This is a genomic window from [Bacillus] caldolyticus, from assembly GCF_003595605.1.
GTDB classification, from domain to species: Bacteria; Bacillota; Bacilli; order Bacillales; family Anoxybacillaceae; genus Geobacillus; species Geobacillus thermoleovorans.
The window spans coordinates 92,880-110,134 of the sequence record NZ_CP025074.1 but is presented as its reverse complement, the minus strand read 5'-3'; the positions used below and the strand labels follow the sequence as shown (position 1 = coordinate 110,134).

The 17,255-nt window shown below is 51.1% G+C and carries 12 protein-coding genes and 1 CRISPR repeat array; all 12 genes read right to left on the bottom strand.

Annotated elements, in window-relative coordinates:
• Window positions 1-62: 62 nt before the first annotated feature.
• The 12 genes from CWI35_RS00590 to CWI35_RS00525 all read right to left on the bottom strand — a co-directional run bounded on the left by CWI35_RS00590 (window position 63) and on the right by CWI35_RS00525 (window position 17,128).
• Entirely contained in the window at window positions 63-1,310 is a 1,248-nt protein-coding gene (locus CWI35_RS00590; protein ID WP_069304302.1) for an RNA-guided endonuclease InsQ/TnpB family protein, read from the bottom strand.
• Between the two features lie 278 nt (window positions 1,311-1,588).
• Entirely contained in the window at window positions 1,589-2,518 is a 930-nt protein-coding gene (locus tag CWI35_RS00585; RefSeq protein ID WP_014196023.1) for an Rpn family recombination-promoting nuclease/putative transposase, read from the bottom strand.
• Between the two features lie 382 nt (window positions 2,519-2,900).
• Window positions 2,901-3,857: direct repeats of the CRISPR family, unit length 30 nt; unit sequence GTTTCAATCCCTCATAGGTACGATAAAAAC.
• Between the two features lie 180 nt (window positions 3,858-4,037).
• Entirely contained in the window at window positions 4,038-5,198 is a 1,161-nt protein-coding gene (locus CWI35_RS00580) for a mannitol-1-phosphate 5-dehydrogenase (protein ID WP_014196024.1), read from the bottom strand.
• Window positions 5,198-5,641 carry a PTS mannitol transporter subunit IIA gene (locus CWI35_RS00575; RefSeq protein WP_014196025.1) on the bottom strand — a complete coding sequence of 148 codons (444 nt, stop codon included), beginning with the start codon at window positions 5,639-5,641 and terminating at the stop codon, window positions 5,198-5,200. The genes CWI35_RS00580 and CWI35_RS00575 overlap by 1 nt, the downstream gene beginning before the upstream one ends.
• Before the next feature lie 5 nt (window positions 5,642-5,646).
• Window positions 5,647-7,737, bottom strand: a complete 2,091-nt coding sequence (locus tag CWI35_RS00570; RefSeq protein WP_119877374.1) for a BglG family transcription antiterminator — start codon at window positions 7,735-7,737, stop codon at window positions 5,647-5,649.
• A 311-nt stretch (window positions 7,738-8,048) separates the two neighbouring features.
• Window positions 8,049-9,497 carry a PTS mannitol transporter subunit IIBC gene (locus CWI35_RS00560; protein WP_014196028.1) on the bottom strand — a complete coding sequence of 483 codons (1,449 nt, stop codon included), beginning with the start codon at window positions 9,495-9,497 and terminating at the stop codon, window positions 8,049-8,051.
• Window positions 9,498-9,639: 142 nt separating this feature from the next.
• Window positions 9,640-10,143, bottom strand: coding sequence for a PIN domain-containing protein (locus CWI35_RS00555; protein WP_119877373.1), 504 nt, complete (start codon window positions 10,141-10,143; stop codon window positions 9,640-9,642).
• On the bottom strand, window positions 10,136-10,432 hold the full coding sequence (locus CWI35_RS00550) for a UPF0175 family protein (RefSeq protein WP_011231436.1): 297 nt from the start codon (window positions 10,430-10,432) through the stop codon (window positions 10,136-10,138). The genes CWI35_RS00555 and CWI35_RS00550 overlap by 8 nt, the downstream gene beginning before the upstream one ends.
• 488 nt (window positions 10,433-10,920) lie before the next feature.
• On the bottom strand, window positions 10,921-12,381 hold the full coding sequence (locus tag CWI35_RS00545; RefSeq protein WP_119877372.1) for a CoA-acylating methylmalonate-semialdehyde dehydrogenase: 1,461 nt from the start codon (window positions 12,379-12,381) through the stop codon (window positions 10,921-10,923).
• A 161-nt stretch (window positions 12,382-12,542) separates the two neighbouring features.
• Complete coding sequence (locus CWI35_RS00540) at window positions 12,543-13,733, bottom strand: iron-containing alcohol dehydrogenase (RefSeq protein ID WP_119877371.1); 1,191 nt, start codon at window positions 13,731-13,733, stop codon at window positions 12,543-12,545.
• Between the two features lie 202 nt (window positions 13,734-13,935).
• Window positions 13,936-15,651: a sigma 54-interacting transcriptional regulator gene (locus tag CWI35_RS00535; protein WP_119877370.1), complete on the bottom strand. Its 1,716-nt coding sequence runs from the start codon at window positions 15,649-15,651 to the stop codon at window positions 13,936-13,938.
• Window positions 15,652-16,180: 529 nt separating this feature from the next.
• The gene (locus tag CWI35_RS00525; RefSeq protein WP_119877368.1) at window positions 16,181-17,128 is read right to left on the bottom strand and encodes an aldo/keto reductase family protein; all 948 of its coding nucleotides are present in this window, start codon (window positions 17,126-17,128) and stop codon (window positions 16,181-16,183) included.
• Between the last annotated feature and the right edge of the window lie 127 nt (window positions 17,129-17,255).

The following is a 17,255-nucleotide window of genomic DNA, read 5'->3' as shown; positions in this document are numbered from 1 at the left end:
TACCCCCACTTAATTTTCTAGCGAAAATTTGAAGTGGGGGCTTCCAAAGAAGTTTGACTGCTTCAAGCAATCCTTATTCTTTGAGGCGTGTCCACTTCGCCGCTAGAGCATAAGACACTCAGGTCTACAGCTTTACTTTTCTTTAAGATGTTTAATGCGCCATTGACATCAGCATTAATTAGTTTGCCAGACTTTGTTCGATACAAGCCGCGCTTAATACGTTTGCCGCTGAACTTATATTCTTTTGGATTGTCGGCATTATATTCAGGAATCTCATCGCCGTCAAAAAAGCTGGCTTGAGACGTATATGATTCTTCCTGTTTCAAGAATTCAATGCCGTAAAATTCACAAAGATATTCTAGTTTTTCTTTTATGTTACCGAGAGGAATATTGACAAAGTTTTGATTTGTCTTTTTTCCTAGATTAATATTGCGTTGCCATGTTTCCGCATAGCCAATGACAAGTTTGCCAATTTGATTTTCAATACAGTAGTTAATGATGTAACGGCAAGTCTTGTTGATATAATCATTCACTTTATTATTGCGATTCATAGCAAGCAAAGCCTGTTTACGAGTGGTGCCTTTGATTTTTTGCTTATCTTTTATGCTTTGAAGTCTGGCATTTTCTTTGTTAAACCATTGATTTATACTTTTTAATCTCCGCCCATCAATGATGAATGATCTGCCGTCTGATGTGACACAAGTGGCAAAATTGTTTAATCCTAAATCAATTGCCAGTGCTTTTTGGTCATTTAATTCTCTTTGATCTTCAGGCATTTCATATTTGTACTGAATCTCAAAGAACCTGGCATGATGCTTAGGAATGATTTCAATCTGCTTAATCTTTTTGTCCAGTAACACAGGCGGAATCGTTATCGTGATAGGCTTGCGAGTCTTTTTAAATAGGCGAGAATACGGTATCGTGAATTTGTTGCCGTCTATACGAATCTGGCCAATGATCAGTGAATGAAAGCCATCTTTTTTAAGATATTTTGGAATACTGATAGCCTTGTGGTCATATTTTCCTTGTTTGGCAAGACTGATCAAACCAAAGAAAGATTTAAAGGCTTCATTGACCTTTTTTAAAATTTGCTGTGCCATGTTGCTGTTTAACAGCTTATAGTTTTCGTTAGTTTTTGCAAGATGATAGTTTTTCTCATAATTAAGAAATTCCTTGTGTTCAAAATAGTATTGTCTGACATTGTACAATCCGACGTTGTACATGTTCTTGGCAATATGGCACAGTTCTCGAAGAGTCAAGTATTCTTCTTTGGTCAAACCATTTAGCTGTTGTTTGATACAAAAATACATTTTTTCACCTCCCATCTAACTATATTATACTATATTTTACTGAATCTATCCTATTTTCAGCAAAATATAGTTAAGGCGATTCATCTCCCACTTACTCCGCTTCGCTTCGTTGAAGTGGGAGTCTTCTCGCCTAATTAAGATAAAACTTTGGTACAGTACATATTTTATGTGACAGGACAATCATCCGTTTTTTTACAATCTATCACTTACGAATCAATGATTTCATCTGCCTCTTTTGTCGCCGCCAACCGTCCTCGTTAGATAGCCGCCTCTTGTGTTTAATTTCCCTGCTCTTCAAGCAATTCCCAAACATCTTGCTCTGGAAGATCCACCAACCGAGCAATATCTTCCACCTTCATTCCTTTGCGCGCCATGTTGCGGATCAGTTGTTTCATTCCTTGCTTCATTCCTTGCTTCATTCCTTGTTTCATTCCCTGTTTGATCCCTTGTTCAATCCCGCGTTTAATTCCTTCTTCCAACCCCTGTTTTCTTCCCCTTTGCTCATAGGAAATGATCAGCTCCAACATTTTCTCTTTTTCTGTCGTTTCCATCTCCTTCACCTCTCTTTGCAGTTGTTGCTCTTCCTCCTCCGACAGCTTCACATACGTTTCAAAAAAGCCCAACAAGAGCCGTTGCCTCGCTTCATCCAGCTCCAATCGCACCAACATGCGCAAAAACTCTTTTTTCAACTCAATTTTCTCACTTTCAGTATACCCCATTTTGCCAAGGAGGGCAGCCGCAATCGGATTGTCATGCCGGATATAGTCTCTCCAATGTTTCTTGCGCAACTCCACCGGGAAAAAGCGAAACTGCAGCACGTCGCCAAAGGGAAACTCGATTGAGAACACGGACGGTTCTTCGCGGAGGGTGTCATGGCTGAAGACAGCGATCGGAACGATGCGGGTGCGGTATTTTTCAAACAAACGGCTGAAATAGATAAACATGCGCTCTGGAAACGATGGTTGCACGTAGCTTTGATTCTCCACATGAACGATGATCAGCCCATCCTCCCCTTTCAGCTTCGTCTCGACTAATAGATCGACGCGGTATTTTTCACCTGCCGTGACATCGGTAAACAGTTCTTCGGACAGAAAGGACAAATGGCTGAAATCAATGTGTTCATGCATGTCGGGAAAAAAGAGGAGAAGAAACTCTTCGAAGAACGTTTGGATCAGTTCTTTAAACAACCGGTCGTGGTCAATAGCCATTCCATCACCCCTCTTTGAACGTGTTCAATTCTATCCATTCGCAAGCAGGGGGTGAAAATCCTGCATCGGGGACAGAAAAAGTTGTACCGTACTGTATAGCGCTTCAGTCCCCCACAGGTACGATAAAAACGTATTCCTGTACCACGTGATTTAACTGTTGAACAGATGTTTCAATCCCTCATAGGTACGATAAAAACTAATCACTCTGATTTATGCGCTGAGTTTCTGCATAGTTTCAATCCCTCATAGGTACGATAAAAACCTTTATTTTGGCGTAAAGAAGAAGCATTCTTGTTTCTTCTTCTATGAAAAGCCAGTCATCGTACTATGTGTCAAAGGATTCACTCCATGCACAGGAATGGCCTTGACGCATATTCACAACTGTTTCAATCCCTCATAGGTACGATAAAAACTCTTTTGCGGTTTGCTTCAAATCCTGAATGATCGTCGTGTTTCAATCCCTCATAGGTACGATAAAAACTGACGGATTGGGATTGGTAGGCTGTTATCGGACATTAGGGTTTCAATCCCTCATAGGTACGATAAAAACCTTTGCCATACGTCCACGCTGTTTTCATCTACAGGTTTCAATCCCTCATAGGTACGATAAAAACTCTTTTCCTCGGTGGAAATCCGTTCATTTTTGGTGTTTCAATCCCTCATAGGTACGATAAAAACGTGGGAGCGGGTTATTTACGACGCTCCAAAAATACGTTTCAATCCCTCATAGGTACGATAAAAACTGTGAAAATGGATTTTGACGCTCGCAATGTGAAAGCGAGGTTTCAATCCCTCATAGGTACGATAAAAACTCAAGACCGATGACGTGACCGTAGGCGATTTGTTGGTTTCAATCCCTCATAGGTACGATAAAAACGGAAGCCGACTTGCCGGAGAAAACGGCGAAACTGTTACGTTTCAATCCCTCATAGGTACGATAAAAACGAATGGCAACCGGTTCGTGCTTGTTGGGCAGCAATGTTTCAATCCCTCATAGGTACGATAAAAACGTCGGAGAAGGTGACTTCAATGCTAGCGATATTGCGTTTCAATCCCTCATAGGTACGATAAAAACACAAGTTCCACATCTCGTTTGCGGAACTCGTCGTCGTTTCAATCCCTCATAGGTACGATAAAAACTCAATGAAGTTGGCGATTGATATGGCAAAAAACATTTTTGTTTCAATCCCTCATAGGTACGATAAAAACGATCATCCACCACAATCGTGACGTATTGACTTGAGTTTCAATCCCTCATAGGTACGATAAAAACTGATGGCCGGATCTAAATCAACGTTGAATACCTTTTGTTTCAATCCCTCATAGGTACGATAAAAACCCAAACCATTCGCATAAAATCAAGCTTTTCCCCTTTTGGCTGTTTTCAGAATATCACGTTTCAAAAATTCTGTCAATACTGTTGAGCCGTGTTGGTTGTAGGATTTTGACGCAAAAAAATATTGTCGTCGATCCCCCGGGGTTTTTGCACGATTGGAGGTCGACGACATTTGAAAGGCGGTCAGCTTTTGTTTTTCTCCATTCTCCCGTACTCTTCCCTCACCGCGGCCACAAGCGGGTGCGCACTCTCAAGCCCCGCGTATTGCCGAAGCGCTCCTTCGATTCCGTGGTGTGCGATCGTTTGTTGCAGAGCGGCGGCTTCTGCATCGCTCGCATCATCAAAGCGCAACAGCGCGGCAATTCCTTTGGCGAGACCAGCAGGAACGCTGCCAAATAGTGTGCAGTATTGCGTCGCCGGAGCGATGAGCCGGTCGTTCGGCCCGAGCTTGCGGATCGGCGAACGGGCGACACGGACGATATCGTCGGAAAGGGACGGGTTGGTGAAACGCCCGATCGTCGTTTTGATATAGGAACGGTGCTCTTCCTCATGCCATCCGTGCTTTTTCAATAAGACGGCTCCCGACTCACTGAGCGCTTGCTCGACATTCAATCGAATACCTTCATCGTTCATCGCTTCCTGGACGGTTTTGTAGTTTCGCAGATACCCTAAGTAAGCGGCCAACGCATGGCCGGTATTGACCGTAAACAATTTGCGCTCGATATACGGCTCTAAGTCAGCGACAAAATGAGCCCCTTGAATCGGCGGAACAGTGCCGATGACGTTTCGCGTTTCAATCGTCCATTCGAAAAACGGTTCCACCGTGACAGCGAGTGGATCGTCATTCGTCTGATTCGGCACGATGCGGTCGACCGCGCAGTTGAGAAAACCAACGTTTTCATCTGCCAGCTGCTGCCCAGCCGTGGAAAGATGGGCAAAGACGTGCATTTTCAGCGTTTCCGTGCCGCCGATCATGTTTTCACAGGCAATGACGTGAAGCGGCTTCTGATGAACCGTGAAGCGCCGCTCAAGCCCAGCGGCGATGACTGGCGCAATAGCCGGCAAAATGTGCGGGCCGACCGCGGTCGTCACCAAATCAGCGTCTGCGATCGCCTCGATGACCGCTTCCCGCTCCGTTTGGCTGTTCAGGGCCGAAACGCCGCGCACCCATTGTTCTTCGCGCCGCTCGCCGGCAACAATGACGCGATACTCCCCCCGCTCTTTCAGCAAACGGACGATTTGTTCATTGACATCAACGAACACGACGTCATATCCCGACGCCGCCAGCAGGCTGCCGATAAAGCCGCGGCCGATGTTGCCGGCGCCAAAGTGGACGGCCCTCATCAGCCGTTCACCTCATGGAGCAGCGCAAGAATTTCCTCGGCCGTTTTGGCGTTCGCCATGGCGGCCACATTGTCTGCTTCGGCGCAGACGAGTGCGAGTTTCGAAAGAATATCCAAATGTTCCCCGTCTTTGCCGGCAATGCCGATGACGATCGTGGCCATGTTGCCGCCTCCAAAATCGACGCCGTCCGGAACTTGCACGATCGAAATGCCGGACTGTTTCACGAGCGCTTTTGCCGCTTCCGTTCCGTGCGGAATGGCGACGTTGTTGCCGATATACGTTGATGTCAGTTCTTCCCGTTCAAGCATCGCATCAACATATGCCGGGGCGACATATCCTTGCTTGACCAACACCTCGCCGGCGAGGCGGATCGCCTCTTCTTTCGTTTTTGGTTGCGCATTGAGCACAATGTTTTCTTTGTTTAAAATCGAATGGGTCAACATCCGTGTCACTCCTTCATCGATATCCAATAATCATCGAAAAATTGTTCCAAATGGCCGCTAATAAGCGAATACACTTCGTCTTCGCCGCCATAAGCCAACGTGGCCGCGCTTTGCTCGTTCTTTACGAGCAACGTGCTCACATGGCTTAATACTGAAAGCACCTCTTCATCCGCATCAGCAGGGCCGAGAAGCAACACGACCGTGTTGATCTCCATCGGCTCCCCGTCCATCCCCGCCACCGTTTGCGGCGAATCAAGTCGGTACATCGTCAGAGACGGACGAAGGACAGCGAAGCTTCGAGCGTGGTAAAGCGCCAGCGTCGTGCCAGGGACGCCAAGCCCGCCAAGCGACTCGCGGCGCCGCAGCTCCTCGATGACGACATCGGCATCGACAATGACGCCACTTCGTTCGAGGCGGCGGCACGCGTCCGTCAATATTTCATGAACAGAGCGCCTCTTGACCACCTCGAGGGAAAAACCGTCCAAAATGTGGACGATCGTCTCGCTGATGCGCCGAACCGCCTTCATCGTGTCGATGGCTGGCCTGTTTCGCCGTGCGGTTGACTCTTTCCTCATCCGCTTTTCAGCGGCCGATTTTCGCTCTAAACACTCGCGAATCTTCCGCGCTTCCTCCTCGGTCAGCATCGGGCTGACGACGATATGCGGCCCATACTCCTCAGGAAGCGGCACGGTCGAGATGACGAGATCGTACGCGCTGACATCTTTTCCTTTCCATTCAAACGCGGAAGCTTGTTCCAGCGAAACAATGTCCGGAATCTCTTTTTTCAGCCTCGTCGCTAAAATTTTCGCCGTCCCAAGCCCGCTCGAACAAATGACTAACACCCGCCAGCCTTTTTTCTCCCGCATGAGCGCGGCCGCAAAATGGAGCACCAAATAGCCAATCTCCTCATCCGGGATCGGAATGCCGCCAAACAGCTGCCGCGCCCCATCTGAGACAATGGCGAACAGCTCCGCATAGTCTTGTTTGATTGGATCAAGCAGCGGATTGGCGACCCCCATTCCGTGTTCGAGGCGATACAGAGCCGGCTTTAAATGGACGACAAGGTCTTCGTATAACGTACGGTCGGCGGATAAATCAACGCCGAGCTTATCACTGACAAAGCGGATGAGTTGTTGCGCCTTCATGCCGACGGCCAAACTCGGCTCCTCCATCACCATTCCTTGGCGGCTGCGCCATTTCGCTCCCATCAAGTGCATCGTCATATAGCCGACTTCTTCGTTAGGGATGTCAACGTCAAAGACTTTTTCTAACGATTCAGCGAGCTCATGCGCGATCTCATATTCTTTCGTCGCTTGCAACGCCTGCAGATCCCGCGGATCGAAGTGGATCGCTTCTCCCCGCTTGATGCGCTCCATGGCGAGCGCCAAATGGACGACGAAGGCGATGTACGAACTGTCGGCCATCGTAAACGGAAGCTTTTCTTTCACTTGCTCGATTTGCTGCTCAATGACAGCGAGCTTTTTTCTGTCCACAAGCCCGAGCAGCTTCTCCGCCACGGTGTCAAGCGGAGCGTCCGTCCGTTTTTGGATCGTCTCTTTCATCAATGCCAAAAATTCGTGTTCATCAACATGGCGGAACAACAAGTCGCTCATCAAGCGCCGTTTCGCCGATTCCGAACCGGCAAGCTCCACCCCGTATCCACGCTTGCGGATGAGCGAAAGCCCGTACGCTTCTACCGTTTGTTCCAATTTGTCCAAATCCAAGCTGACAGTGGCGACCGTGACGTTCAAGTCATGGGCCAATGTGACGAGTTTCACTGGCTCGTTGGCTTCCAACAGCGCAATTAAAATCATGAGCTGCCGCTCTTCGGGGGTGTATTCATGATGAGAAAGGCGAAACAGCTCTGCGGCCAGCGCCTGCTTCTTTTCCTCTTCCCCGACGAGGCGGATGCCGACTCCTGCTCTTTTCGCGAGCTTAAGCCCATAGCGGCGGAAGACCGATTCCAAACCTTGCAAATCACGATGAACCGTGCGGGCGCTGACATTCAGTTCCTCCGCCAATTCGCCGACTGTTATGTCCCTATCGTCCGCCAACAACCGTTCAAGCAACTTCCGCTCCCGTGCCGATACGTACATCGCCGTTCACCTCCCATCACGGAACAGCATTATTGACATTTTTGAAATAAATCTTTGCCTCTTCCATTCTTATTTTAAGGGCTTTTTTCTTGATTTGACAATGAATAGATGTTTCGTTTTCGTCATTGTTATTGTTGACAGATTTTAATTTTGCATGTACTTTTCTCTTTCGTCGTTTGACGAAGTTCACCGCGGTCGGGCACATCCATGCGGATGGGAGCGGAGGAAAGTGCCCCTAGCCGTCGAGGTAAACGGGAAATCACAAAGCAAAACGCAGGGGGAACGCCATTTCCCCTGCGTCTCATGCCGATTTACGCGTTCTTTTTCAATTGCTCGATCAATTCATCGTATTTCGGGCTGTTTAAGAAGTTTTCGACCGATACATGGTACGCATTGGGCAACTTCGCCTTCGCCCGGTCGGTCAAGTTTTGATGGGTGACGACGATGTCGGCGTCGGCCGGAAGCTGGTTGATCGCTGTATTCGTCACTTCGATATCGAGCCCGGCCTTTTGTACTTTGTTGCGCAAAATCGATGCTCCCATCGCGCTCGAGCCCATTCCCGCATCACACGCGAACACAATTTTCTTCACGCGGCCAGGAACCGCTTGGGCCACAGTTGCCGAAGCGGCTTCTTTCTGTTGCAATGCGGCAGCCACTTGGCTCTTTTTTCCTTTCAGCTGTTCCATTTTTTCCGTTGCTTTCGTCAACTCTTCTTCCTCTTCGGATTGTTTCGCCGCTTTTAAGAAAATCGAAGCGACGAGGAACGACACCGCTGCAGCGACGAACACGCCGGCTAGCACGCCGAAATAATTCCCTTTCGGCGTCATCGCCAGCAAGGCGAAAATGCTTCCCGGCGACGGCACCGCCACCAGCCCGGCATGGAGCACCGTAAACGTGAACACGCCGCTCACGCCGCCCGCCATGGCTGCCAAAATCAAAATCGGTCGCATGAGAATGTACGGGAAGTAAATTTCATGAATCCCGCCAAGGAAGTGGATAATGACTGCCCCCGGCGCCGATTGTTTCGCCATCCCCTTGCCAAACAGCCAATACGCCAGCAAAATCCCCAACCCTGGACCAGGGTTCGTTTCCAGCAAGAACAAAATCGATTTCCCGGTTTTCGCCGCTTGTTCGACGCCAAGCGGGCTTAAAATTCCATGGTTGATCGCATTGTTCAAGAACAGCACTTTCCCCGGCTCGATGAACAAGTTCGCCAGCGGCAACAAGTGCCAATCAATGATTTTTTCCACTCCTGCCGCTAACGTTTTACTGATCACAGAAATGACCGGGCCGACTCCTTTAAAGGCGAGCAGCGTCAACACGCCGCCGACGATCCCGGCCGAAAAGTTGTTGACGAGCATCTCAAACCCTTGTTTCACTTTTCCTTGGAAGAGCCCGTCTACCTTTTTGATCACATAACCGCCAAGCGGCCCCATGATCATCGCGCCTAAAAACATCGGGATTTCCGAACCGACGACCACGCCCATCGTCGCCGTCGCCCCGACGACACCGCCGCGGACGTCGTACACCATTTTGCCGCCCGTATAGCCAATCAACAGCGGCAGCAAATACGTAATCATCGGACCGACGAGCTTCGCAAACGTCTCGTTCGGCAGCCAGCCGGTCGGGATAAACAGGGCGGTAATCAGCCCCCAGGCGATAAACGCCCCGATATTCGGCATAATCATGCCGCTCAAATAACCGCCAAACCGCTGAATCTTCACACGGAAGCCTGTTTCGTTTCCGGTTGTATGCGTCATAAAGCTGTTCCTCCTTTTTGGCTTGACTGTACCTTTATCTTAAAACGCTTACAACCGGCCCTTCAATGATAAGTAAACGCGATTTTGTCAAGGGGGTTGTTGACAGGTTTTAAAAAGGAAAAGCCGAGCGCGGCGGGCGGGGTTACGGCGTTTCTTCTGCCAACGACAACGCCTCTCGATAGAGACGTTGGGAGAGATAAAATCCATTTTCAAGCAAAGTGTCTAACAGCGGCTTGACTTCCGCTATTTTCCTGTTTTTCTTTCCCAGAATCAAAACTCCGATTGTACCGATAGGCCGTAAAAGGAATTGTTTCGACAATGGTCTGGCAGCATGCTCATCAATCACAACGACTTGAGCACCAAGTTCTTTCGCTCCAATAATAACTTCTAACTCCCCGGCATGGAATTTTCCATATAAACTTTCAACAAGGCTGCGATTTTTTACATGGTATAGCCTAAACACCCCCTCGCTGACCAATCGTTTGAGCTCCTCTTTTCCATAATGGCGTGGGGCATGGTTATGAACAATTTCTTGATAGACAGCTTCCGGAACATATACTTCATCAAATAGTTCAGACAAAAGAGTCAATTGACCAACGATCGACAGACCTATAATCGGTGTAGAATTAACCGTAACCCTACTCATTGTGATCCCTATTTTCTTTGCTCAATTTTTGCACCGTGTCCCAATCATCTTTGATGTGTTCCTCCGTATATTCCATCCAAGGAATCGCCTTCGAACGCAATACATCGATAAATTCCCCTAAGGATTTTCCTGCCAATTCAGCCGCTTTCGCCAGCGTCACCTGTTTTCCAACAAACAAACCAATCGCCAATGAAAGCTTTATTTTTGCCTCAACTGTGTTGCCTTCCAATTCATTAATGGCGGGCAAAAACTCTTTCGGCAAGTTCACCTGAAAGTAGTCCATGGCCATTGAACTCACACCCTTTTTTATTTTATTCTATCACACTTCGCGCCTTTTGGATGCTGTCACGGAACGAATAGCATTTCCAAATTTTTTACTACACGCTCAACACGATAGAAATGAAACCGACTCAATTGAACACTCCCCACCCGCGCTCACGTAGAGAAGTAGGGGATTCTCGGGAACACCCTAACATACGGTAAGCTGTCAGCTAAGCCATCCCTGTGCATCCCACCGTTGAGCTTCCTCAAAAAGATCGCAATCGAAGCCCTTCCTTTGTTCTTTTGGTGCAAGGGGAAGATCGTTGGTGGAAGACGCCGGTTCATCCCCCACTTACGCTCATGCTTGGAAGTTGAGGCCTTCTCGGTTCGAGGTGATAAAAAGGGGACTGACCCAAAAGGGTAATTTTCCTTAACAAAACACAACATATTGTCTATATACGGTAATAAGAAAGGGTGTCCCGATCCTTTTGGGACACCCTCTTACAGCCTATTTTACTAATATCTCGCCGTCACCATTTTCTTTCTCGTGTAAAACTCGACGCCGTCGCGGCCGTTGGCGTGAAGGTCACCGTAAAACGAGTTTTTGTAGCCCGAGAACGGGAAGAACGCCATGGGCGCCGGGACAGCGACGTTGACACCAAGCATGCCGGCATCGATTTCTTCACGGAACTGGCGGATCGCTTTGGCGCTGTCCGTGTAGATGCAAGCGCCGTTGGCGAATTCCGACCGGTTGGCGATCTCAATCGCTTCGTCCAAGTCGCGGGCGCGGACGACGGACAAGACCGGAGCGAAAATTTCATCCGTCCAGATCGTCATGCCCGGCTTGACATGGTCGAAAATCGTCGGGCCGATAAAATAGCCTTTTCCGCTTGTCGCCGAGTCGCGGCGGCCGTCGCGGACAAGGAGCGCCCCTTCTTTTTCGCCGATTTCAATATATTTGATCGTCCGTTCTTTATGCGCCTCGCGGATGACCGGGCCTAAAAAGACGCCTTGGTCAAGTCCGTTCCCGATTTGAATGCGGTCGGCAGCTTCTTTGAGCCGTTCGACCAACTCATCGGCGATATCACCGACGGCGACGACAACCGAACACGCCATGCACCTCTCGCCCGCCGAGCCAAAGGCGGCGTTGATGATGTTCGTCACCGCCATATCGAGGTCGGCGTCCGGCATAACAATCGAATGGTTTTTCGCGCCGGCAAGCGCCTGCACCCGCTTGCCGTGGGCGGCGGCCGTTTTGTACACATACTCGGCAACCGGCTGCGAGCCGACGAACGAGACGGCTTTAATGTCTTTATGCTCCAGGATGCCGTTGACCACCTCGTGCGCTCCGTGCACGATATTGAGCACTCCCGGCGGCAGGCCGGCTTCCGTGAACAGTTCCGCTAAGCGGTTGGCGAGCATAGGCGTCCGCTCGGACGGTTTCAACACAAACGTGTTGCCGCAGGCGATGGCAAGCGGGAACATCCAGCACGGCACCATCATCGGGAAGTTGAACGGCGTAATGCCCGCGACGACGCCGAGCGGGTAGCGGTACATGCCCGATTCAATGCCGGTCGCGATATCCGGCAGCTGCTGGCCCATCATGAGCGTCGGGATGCCAGCGGCAAACTCAACGCATTCAATGCCGCGCTGCACTTCGCCGTGTGCGTCCTCATACACTTTGCCGTTTTCGAGCGTCACAAGTCTAGCGAGTTCGTCCCAATGTTCGACCAACAGCTGCTGGCAGCGAAACAAAATGCGGGCGCGGCGCGGAACCGGCACTTTGCGCCATTCGCGGAACGCTTCTTTCGCGGCCGCCACCGCCGCATCAAGCTCCTCGCGCGAGGAAAGCGGCACTTTCGCCAGCACTTCCCCCGTTGCCGGATTCGGCACGATTTCTTCTTTTCCAGATGTCGAAGCGACCCATTGGCCGCCAATAAAGTTTTTCAACGTTTTTGTTTCCGTGACAGAACTCATGAACGAAACCACCTTTCTAGAAAATCGAGTATAAGAGAGTGCCAAGGGCACGCCGGCGGGCGAATCGATGCAAACGCCCGCCGCATGCCTTATCGCCGACCGTGCACGATGCGTACTTCCCTACGCAGCGAATCGATCGCGCCGGCGGCTTGGGCATTGCCTTATCCGTGGCTAATGGGATTTGTGTCGTACTGATAGTCGTAACAATAATGGTACAATGCCACAATTTCCTCATGGGTCGGCACTTTCGGATTGTTGAAGGGGCTGCCGCTTGCAAGCGCGTCAGCCGCCATTTTGTCAACCGCCTTGTCAAACGCCGTTTTGTCAATGCCCCACGTTTTCATATTCGGGATGTGCAAATCGCGGCAAAGCTGCTTCACTTCCTCAACGAGTGCATCAGCCGCTTCCGTGTCGGAAACGTCTTGGAGCGGTGGCTTGATGATGCGGGCGATGACCGCCAATCGCTCGATGGCGCTGTCTTTTGTAAACTCAAGCACCCCAGGCAACAACATCGCATTCGATACACCGTGCGGCACGTGGAACAGCGCGCCGATCGGCCGCGACATGCCGTGCACGAGCGTCACCGAGGCGTTCGAGAACGCCATGCCGGCTTTCATGGCGGCGATCGCCATTTTTTCCCGCGCTTCAACGTCTTCCCCGTTTTCATACGCCCGGCGCAAATGGCCGACAATCGCTTCAATGGCAGAGAGCGCCAGCACATCGGTCACCGAGTGGGCGCGTCGGGAAATGTACGCCTCGATCGCGTGGCAGAGCGCGTCGACCCCGGTTGCCGCTGTGACGGATGGCGGGCATGAAACCGTGAGCAACGGATCGACGATCGCCACGGTTGGAAGCAACGCGGGCTGGGAGATCATCATTTTGACGTCCGTCTTTGTATTGATAATGACCGTTACTTTCGTCACTTCCGAACCCGTTCCGGCTGTCGTCGGAATGGCGATGAGCGGCAGCGGTTTTTCGATGAACCGTTTCTGATTGCCGACATAGTCGCTGATCGTTCCTTCATTCGTCATCATCACGGCCACCGCCTTGGCGGCGTCGATGCTGCTGCCGCCGCCAAGGGCAATAATGACATCGCATTGCTCGCTTCGGCAGACGTCAAGCGCTTCCTTCACATGGACATCCGTCGGCTCCGTATCGACACCTGTGTACTTGGCAAACGTCATCCCCACCTGTCGCAAATATTGCTCGCAACGGGCGACAAGACCGATTTTCTCCATCACCGGATCGCTGACGATAAGCGCTTTCGTTCCGAGCGCCTTCGCCTGCGGGCCAACTTCCGCAAACGTCTCGCGCCCGTATACTACTCGGCTGGGCATCAACAATTCGTACACCGTTTCTCCCCCCCACCTTTTTTTGATAACGGTTTCACTCTCTTTAAGGCAAATTCTGTGCCAACATCAAAAGGCGCAATGACAAGGAACAGCTTCGAAACAAAAAACGTACTCGCCAACAAAAACACGACACTTATCCTACATAACCAGACAATTCCCCGACATTATGAGAAGCAAAAAAGAACGGCCTGTCTGCCGTTGCTTATAGTCCGTATTTTTTCAGCTTCTCGTATAACGTCGAGCGGTGAATGCCGAGCCTTCTCGCCGCTTCCGCCTTATTGCCGCCCGCGGCGACAAGCGCCGCAGCGATTCGTTCCCGCTCGGATTGATAGACCATTTCCTTCCATTGATCAGCGATGTTCACGCCGCCGTCCGGCAGAGAAGCAGTTGCCGTCCGAATGGTCGACAAGTAAGGCGGCAAGTGGTCGCGTTCCACTTTCTCCCCTTCGACCATGCCGATCAGCCACTCGACGACGTTGACAAGCTCGCGGATGTTTCCCGGCCATGAATAGTTGACAAGCACCTCCATGGCCTCTTTTGCGAACGTTTTCGCCGCCACGCCAAACTGCCGGCACATCCGCTCCATATGGTAAGCCAAGAGAGCCGGAATATCGGTTTTTCGCTCGCGCAGCGGCGGGAGGTGGATGCGGATGATATTCAACCGATAAAACAAATCCTCGCGAAACGTCCCGTTTTGCACCATCTCCTCGAGCGGCTTGTTCGTGGCGGCAATAATGCGCACGTCCACCTCAGCCCCTGACAACCCGCCGACTTTCTCTACTTTCTTTTCTTCTAAGACGCGCAAAATTTTCGCCTGCATGGCAAGCGGCATGTCGCCGATTTCATCCAAAAACAGCGTCCCTCCGTCGGCGAGCTGAAACTTGCCAGGCTTGCCTCCCTTTTTCGCTCCGGTGAACGCCCCGTCTTCATAGCCGAACAGCTCCGCTTCCAAAAGCGACTCAGGAATGGCGGCGCAGTTCACGCTGACGAACGGTCCATCCGCATGAGGTCCTGCTTCGTGGATCGCCCGCGCCACCACTTCTTTTCCTGTCCCGCTTTCACCGGTAATCAAGACCGTCGATGGCACGCGCGCCGCCCGACGGATCATCTGCTTCACAGCGGCGATCGCCGGGTGGCGGCCGATGATGCGCTCGATTCCTTTCGGGGCGGAGGCGATCTCCTCCTGCTTTTTCGCTCCCGTCTCTTGCTTCTCCTTCCGGCTCGCCTCGCGCGACAGCTCCTGCAGGCGCCGAAAAATTTCATACACTTCCGATACTCCTTGGAAAATAAGCATCCCGACCGCCCCGATCACTTTACCATCACGCCAAATCGGAATGCGGTGCACGACCATCGGCTGGCCGTAAATTTTTTGAATATATCCCCGCTCGGGAATGCCCGATTGAACGCAAATGTGCAGACGGGTGTTTTCGATCACTTCCGTCACATGTTTGCCGATTGCCTCTTCCCGGCGGATGCCAAGAAACTGGCAATACGCCCGGTTGATCTCGCGGATGACGCCATCTTCATCGACGACGACCACTCCTTCATACGCCGCATCCAACACCGTTTTCATCGTCTCGGCCAGACGGTGCGTTTCCTCCAACTCAAGCCGCAGCCGTTCGAGCTCGTCCGTTGGTTTCAAACCGCTTTCCACATCGGGCGTTTCAGCACAGACGCCTTCCTGTTTCGTTTCCCCCTCGTCAGAAAGCACCGTCAATGCCTCGCCGATCGTCATAGAACGATCGAGCCCATCCGCTGCCGCCCACAGCATCAGCCGCCACGTGCACCGCCCCAACACCCGACCATGCTCATCGACAACGTCCATCCCCTTAAGCCCACGAGCCGCCATCAGCCGCATGACCTCTTGCAACGTTTGGCGACAGCTGACCGTCGGCGAAGCGCTGCAATCGCTCGTCATCGCCATCCCCCCTTTTCGTCGTTCCCTCTTTCCGTACCGTTCGCCGTTGGCATGGAAAATTCCTTCTGTTTACTTGTTTGAAAATCATGGCGAAGACAAGGCCCGCTAGAAACCCGGGGGCCGTCGAAAAACAACCGTTTCCCGCTCGCAAACCAAGAAAAAGGTGGCTTTTAAGCTTTCTCTATTAAAAAACCTAATCGTTTCCCACATTTCCCACTGAATCACCAGCCTTCTAGAAGGCTGGTGAAAAAAATGATCTTTTCCTGCGAAATCGATCGCTATTCGTTGAAAAGAAATACAGCATTTATGTGGCTTCTCGATTTGTTGAACGCTCTCCCACCTACGTAAACTCTTAGAGGGGGGAGAGTCTTGGGAACACCCTCCCCACGGCAGGCTATTGTCCAAGCCATCCCCGTTCGTCCCACGGTTTGGCTGTTTTCACTTACGCTGGTCACGTTAAAGTGGGGGGCTTCTCGATTATTAGAGATGATAAAAAACGGAGACAAGCGTTTGCCTGCCTCCGTCTCTTTCACCCCAAAATCCCCTCAATTTTCTCCAACACCTCTTCGCTAAGCACAACATCGACCGCCTTGACGTTTTCTTCGACTTGTTCCGGACGGCTGGCGCCGATTAAGGCGCTGGCGACGTTCGGCTGGCGCAGCACCCAGGCGAGCGCGAGCTGGGATAGCGTGATGCCAAGCTCAGCGGCGACTTTTTCGAGCTGTTCGACTTTCGCCAACACGTCATCATTCAGCAGCCGTTGAATGAACGCATTCGCTTTCGGGTCGGCGGCGCGGCTGTCCGCTGGCGGCTGTTGGCCGCGTTTGTATTTGCCGGTGAGCACCCCTTGGGCGAGCGGCGAGAAGACGATTTGGCTGATGCCGTTTTGTTCGCACACCGGGATGACTTCGTTTTCAATATAGCGATGGAACATGTTGTACTGCGGCTGGTTGACGACGATCCGGTCAAGCAAGTAGCGATCGGCCACGCCGAGCGCCTCTTGAATTTGCTGGGCCGTCCATTCACTGACGCCGACATAGAGCACTTTTCCTTGGCGGACGAGATCATCGATCGTGCGCAACGTTTCGTCAACCGGCGTCTCCTTGTCGTACCGATGGCAATAATAGATGTCCACGTAATCCAGTTGCAACCGCTTTAAGCTCGCATGGAGCTGCTCAAACACATGTTTGCGCGACAGGCCGCGGTCGTTCGGGCCATCGCCCATCGGCCAAAACACTTTCGTCGCAATGACATACGATTCGCGCGGATATTTGCGCAGCGCCTCGCCAACGATCTTTTCCGCTTCCCCGCGCGCGTAGACGTTCGCCGTGTCAAACGAGTTGATGCCGAGTTCGTACGCCTTGTCAATGACGCGGATCGCCGTGTCTTTTTCCACCGAGTTGCCGTATGTAAGCCAGCTGCCTAAACTAATCTCGCTCACTTTCAGCCCCGTGCGGCCGAGTTTTCGATACTTCACTTTCGCTCCCCTCGCCTCCTTCAAGTATAGGCAAACGCTACATCATTATTATAGTCGTTCCCTATTCATTTGAGAAAAGATTTGCCTCACTATTCTAAATAAATCGACGATAGCAGCGATTTGCATC